This is a genomic window from Kocuria sp. NPDC057446 (genome assembly GCF_042802875.1).
Lineage (GTDB): Bacteria > Actinomycetota > Actinomycetes > Actinomycetales > Micrococcaceae > Kocuria.
In genome coordinates this window covers 1-5035 of sequence record NZ_JBHVDI010000212.1, presented here as the reverse complement: position 1 = coordinate 5035, position 5035 = coordinate 1, and the positions used below count along the sequence as shown (strand labels likewise).

General features: G+C 74.4%; 6 protein-coding genes. 4 read left to right on the top strand and 2 right to left on the bottom strand.

Annotated elements, in window-relative coordinates; translation table 11 throughout:
* Nucleotides 1-33: 33 nt before the first annotated feature.
* Together ACFU0Y_RS16995 and ACFU0Y_RS16990 are read right to left on the bottom strand one after the other, a co-directional pair.
* Nucleotides 34-876, bottom strand: a complete 843-nt coding sequence (locus ACFU0Y_RS16995; protein WP_380215960.1) for a GDSL-type esterase/lipase family protein — start codon at nt 874-876, stop codon at nt 34-36.
* A gap of 74 nt (nt 877-950) precedes the next feature.
* Nucleotides 951-1970, bottom strand: coding sequence for an LLM class flavin-dependent oxidoreductase (locus ACFU0Y_RS16990; RefSeq protein ID WP_380215958.1), 1020 nt, complete (start codon nt 1968-1970; stop codon nt 951-953).
* 123 nt (nt 1971-2093) lie between these two features.
* Between ACFU0Y_RS16990 and ACFU0Y_RS16985 the strand changes: the two genes are divergently transcribed.
* The 4 genes from ACFU0Y_RS16985 to ACFU0Y_RS16970 all read left to right on the top strand — a co-directional run bounded on the left by ACFU0Y_RS16985 (nt 2094) and on the right by ACFU0Y_RS16970 (nt 4987).
* Entirely contained in the window at nt 2094-2792 is a 699-nt protein-coding gene (locus ACFU0Y_RS16985) for an alpha-ketoglutarate-dependent dioxygenase AlkB family protein (RefSeq protein WP_380215956.1), read from the top strand.
* A gap of 21 nt (nt 2793-2813) precedes the next feature.
* Nucleotides 2814-3365 (top strand): flavin reductase family protein, encoded by a 552-nt coding sequence (locus ACFU0Y_RS16980; protein WP_380215954.1) that lies wholly within the window; start codon nt 2814-2816, stop codon nt 3363-3365.
* Between the two features lie 180 nt (nt 3366-3545).
* Nucleotides 3546-4259: a flavin reductase family protein gene (locus ACFU0Y_RS16975; RefSeq protein ID WP_380215952.1), complete on the top strand. Its 714-nt coding sequence runs from the start codon at nt 3546-3548 to the stop codon at nt 4257-4259.
* A 131-nt stretch (nt 4260-4390) separates the two neighbouring features.
* Entirely contained in the window at nt 4391-4987 is a 597-nt protein-coding gene (locus ACFU0Y_RS16970) for a YceI family protein (RefSeq protein WP_380215950.1), read from the top strand.
* Nucleotides 4988-5035: the final 48 nt, after the last annotated feature.

The following is a 5035-nucleotide window of genomic DNA, read 5'->3' as shown; positions in this document are numbered from 1 at the left end:
GGATCCGGGGCCTTCGTCGTGACCGCAGGGTCGTCAGCAGGCCCGGGCCAGCTGGCCGAGGAGCCCCGGGAAGTAACCGGAGAGGTAGCCGCGCTCGGTCGGGTGCAGGTTGTGCTCGCCCGCCTCCGGGCCGAAGAGGATCCACGGGTCCGCCGAGCCCACGCCGTGGCCGCGGAAACGGTCGGTGACGTCCACGAAGACGGCGCCCTCCTCCTCCACGCCCGCCGCCAGAGCGGTGTTGAGCTCGTCCGTCCAGTCGTTGAGCTGAGCGGCACGCTCGGCGGAGACCAGCGGACCGTCCTGCCCCGCGTCGAAGAGGTGCGGATAGCCCAGCACCACGACGCGCGCGTCCGACGTCTCGTCGACGGCCGCGACGGTCTCGGCCGCGGAGCCGGCTGCGGACGCGATGAGCCCGGGTGCCTGCGCCAGCATGGTGTCGCACGGCCCGGGGCCGTACTGTGCCTCCGCCGGGGCGCTGCACGCCTGGACGAACCGGCCCCACTGGATGTCGTTGCCCCCCATGGTCAGCGTCACCGCGTCGGCCTCCGCGAGGGCGTCGCGCACGAGCGGCTCGTCCTCGACGAGAGCCCGCACCTCGTGCGTCGTGTACCCGGCGCAGGCCGCGTCCAGCGTGACCTCCACGCGGGGGTGGGACGCCAGCTTGTCCACGTGGTCCCGTCCCGTGCCCTGCGCACACTCGCGGGGGATGTCCGCCTGCTGGAGTCCGCCCGTGCCGTAGGCCGCGGAGTAGGAGTCGCCGAGATTGACGAGCTCGACGGTGCGCGGGGCCGCGGCGGCGGGGGAGGCGGCCGCGCCGGCGAGGGCGAGCGCCGAGGCCAGGGCGGTGACGGCGCGTCGAAGGGGGACGGAGTGCATGGTGGGACCTTCCGAGGAGGGTGGCACCTCCCGGGGGTGGTACCGTGCCGGCGGACGCCGACGACCCCCTGAATTTACCGTCGGGAAACCCCGGACGGAAGGGGTGCCGCGGACTCCTGTGCCCAGGCCCCGGCCAGGATCTCGAGGGAGCGCAGCACCTGGTCCTGGGTGGGGGACGCGGGCGCGATCATGAGCTCGTCGGCGTCCGCCGTGGCGGCGAACTCCTCGAGGGAGGAACGGACCTCGGCGCCCGTGCCGGCCGCCGACCAGTGCAGCATGTGCAGGATCTGCTGCCCGGCGGGGCTGTCCATCACCATGTCCAGCTCGGCCTCGCTCAGCTCGCGGTCGCGGCCGACCATGGCGCGGACCCGTTCGCGCCGGGCGGTCCCGAGCTGCTCGGCGGCGTCCTCGGTGGTGTCCGCGGCGATGACGTTGACGGCCGCGATGACGTACGGCTCCGCGAGCTGCTCGGAGGGCCGGAACCCGGTTCGGTAGGCGGCAACGGCCTCCACGAGGGCGTCGGGGGCGAAGTGGGACGCGAAGGCGTAGGGCAGGCCGTAGGCGGCGGCGAGCTGGGCGCCGAACAGCGAGGAGCCCAGGACGGTGAGGGGCACGTCCGTCCCGGCGCCCGGCACGGCCCGGACTCCTGGCACGACCGAGCGGCCGCTGAGGTAGCCCTGCAGCTCACGGACGTTCTGCGGGAACTGCTCGGCGGCGGAGGGATCGCGGCGCAGGGCGCGCACCGTGCGCAGATCCGTGCCGGGGGCCCGCCCCACCCCCAGGTCGATGCGCCCGGGGTGCAGCTCGGCCAGCGTGCCGAACTGCTCCGCGATCACGAGCGGGGAGTGGTTGGGCAGCATGACGCCGCCCGCGCCGAGGCGGATGGAGGCCGTGTGCGCCGCGACGTGGGCGATCAGCACGGCCGGCGCCGAGGAGGCGATCGTGGGCATGTTGTGGTGCTCCGAGTACCAGACCCGGAGATATCCCAGCCGCTCGGCGTGCTGGGCGAGCCGCACGGAGTCGGCGAAGCTCTCGCCCACGGACGAGCCCTTGCGGACGGTGGCGAAGTCGATGACGGACAGGGGCAGCGGCACGGCGGACCTTTCACGGGGATCGGGAGACCCTCCACGCTACTCCTCTCCACCCCCGTCCGCCGTGGCCGGGCGCACACCGGCACGAGGTGCACGGTGTCGGCGGTCGCGGCTACGCTCGGCCGCATGAGTGAGCACTCCTCGACCCCGTTCTCGGCGCCGGAGCTGTTCGAGCTGCCGCGGGAGCGCGCCGAGATCGCCCCCGGCGCCGTCCACGTCCCGGGATGGCTGGGGGCCGAGGAGCAGCGGGAGCTCGTCCGCCGCTGCCGCGAGTGGTCCGTGGGCCCCGCGCCCCTGCGGCACGCGGTCCTGCCGGGAGGCGGCCGGATGTCGGTGCGCTCCACCACGCTGGGCCGGGACTGGGCGCCCTACCGCTACCTGCGCACCGGGGAGCGCAAACGCGCCCCGGACATGCCCCCGTGGCTGTCCGAGCTCGGCCACCGTGCCGTGCTGGAGGCCTACGGGCCCGGCGGCCCGGACGTGCAGGACTACCGGCCGGACACCGCCCTGGTGAACTTCTACGACGCCGCCGCCCGGATGGGCATGCACCAGGACACGGACGAGGCCACCGCCGCGCCGATCGTCTCCCTCTCCCTCGGGGACGCCTGCGTCTTCCGCTTCGGGAACACGCAGACCCGCTCGGCGCCGTACCGGGACCTCGAGCTGCGCAGCGGCGACCTGTTCGTCTTCGGGGGGCTGTCCCGCTACGCCTTCCACGGGGTGCCGCGGATCCGCCCCGGCACGGGGGCGGCCGCCCTGGGCATGAAGGGCGGGCGGCTGAACCTGACCCTCCGGATGACGGGACGGGCCGGGCCGGAGCGCTGAGGCCCGTGCCAGACTGGCGGCATGGAGCTCCCCGACCCCGCACCGGCCCACCTCGTCGACCCGGCGGCACCGGAGGCCGAGGACGTCGACGCCTACCGCGTGCTCGCCGCGGACATCGCCTCCGGCGTGGCGGTGGTGGCCGCCCGGCACCGCCGGCGGGACGTCGCCGCGACCGTGACCGGCTTCCTCGACGTCTCCTACGACCCGCCCACCATGCTCGTGAGCCTCTTCGAGGAGGGGCGGATCTGCGACGCCGTGGAGTCCTCCGGCGCCTGGACGCTCTCGGTGCTGCGCCGGGACCAGGAGGGGGTCGCCAACTGGCTCGCGAGCCCGGGCAACCCCGTGGAGGGTCTGCTGGACGGCGTCGGGTTCCGGCGCGCCCCGCGCTCGGGCTCGCCGGTCCTGGACGGGGCACTCGCGTGGTTCGAGCTCGCCACCGTGGCCGTGCACACCGCCGCGACGCACCGGCTCGTCGTGGGCGAGGTGACCGCAATGGGCCGCGGCGTCGCCGAGGCGCAGGCGGACGACCCGCTGGTGCACTACGCCCGCGGCTACCGGGGCCTGACCCGGTGACCCGGGGGCCGGCCACGGGCGCCGGACACGACGACGGCGCCCGTGCAAGACTGTGACGTCGGGTGTCCCCGGGCTCGTCGGCGACGGGACCGATTGCCTCGCGCCCCGGTCCCGGTCGTAGCGTGGACGGGTGGTGCCGCCCAGGGGCACCCGCCCACGGCTCCCCACGGAAGGACTCTCATGGCGGCCCAGCAGCACGAACACCGACCCCGCCGAGGGCACGACGGCGGCGCGCCGGAGCAGCCCGCCGCCCCGACCACCGGGCGTGCGGCGGAGGAGGACCGGCTGAGCGCGGTGCCGCCGCCCGGTCCGCCGCCCGGTCCGCCGGCCGAGCGCGCGGCCGCTCGGGTCGCCGACCTCGAGGTCCCGGCCGACCACCTCCCGGACCTCGAGCACGTGGGCGAGGCGTTCAAGGCGGCCTTCGCCCAGCACCCGGCGGGCGTCGCGATCATCACCGCGCGCGGACCCGACGGACCGGTCGGCCTGACGGCGTCCTCGGTGTCCTCCGTGTCGGCCGTCCCGCCGATCCTCGGCTTCTCGCTGCAGGCCCGCCAGGGCTCGGCCGCGCTGCTGGCCGAGGCGGACTCCTTCCTCGTGCACCTGCTGGACGCCGAGAACCTGGGCCTCGCCCGGTCCTTCGCCGTCTCGGGAGCCCCGCGATTCGGGGCGGACATGCCCTGGGAGTACCTGGCGACGGGGGAGCCCCGGCTGCTCGGGGTGGCCCGGGTGCTGCGGGCGGTCCCGCTGGCCCGGATCAAGGCGGGTCCCGCGCTGGTGTTCAACGCCGCGGTGGTCGACGTCCTCGGTCACGAGGGCGCCGGCGGCCCGCTCGTCTACCACCGCCGCCGGTTCCACGAGCTCAACGACCGCTCCGCCCTCGACCCCGACGCCTGATCGACCGGTGAGGCCTCCGCAGGACGGCGGGGAACGATGTCCACCATGGTTGTTGACACATCACCAAGGTGCTCCTAGAGTAGTTGACGAAGCAACAACCTGTTCGTCACCCACTCCCAGAGGAGAACACCATGTCGCAGCTCAACGGTCTCGTCCCCGGCTCCTGGACCTTCGACCCCGCTCACTCCGAGGTCGGCTTCACCGTCCGCCACGCCGGCATCTCCAAGGTGCGCGGCACCTTCGGCGAGGTCGACGCCCAGCTCGAGGTGACCGACCCGGTCGAGAACTCGACCCTCAGCGCCACCGTCCGGATGGCGTCCATCGACACCAAGAACGCCGACCGCGACGCGCACGTCCGCAGCGCCGACTTCTTCGCGGTCGAGGAGCACCCCACCATGACCTTCACCTCGACCGCCGTGGCGTTCGACGGCGAGGAGGGCACGATCGCCGGTGAGCTGACCATCAAGGACGTGACCCGCACCGTCGAGCTCGCCACCGAGTTCAGCGGCGTGGTCGTCGACGCCTTCGGCGTGACCCGTGCCGGCTTCTCCGCCGAGACCACCATCTCCCGCAAGGACTTCGGCATCACCTGGAACGCCGCGATGGAGGCCGGCGGGGTCCTCGTCTCCGACAAGGTCGTCATCACCCTCGACGTCGCGTTCACCGCGCCGCAGAACGACCCCGAGGAGACCGTCGAGGGCCAGGAGGCCGTCTCGGCCCGGGCCTGATCCCCGGCGAGCACTCCGCGCGCACGGCAGCGGCCCGCACCCCGGACG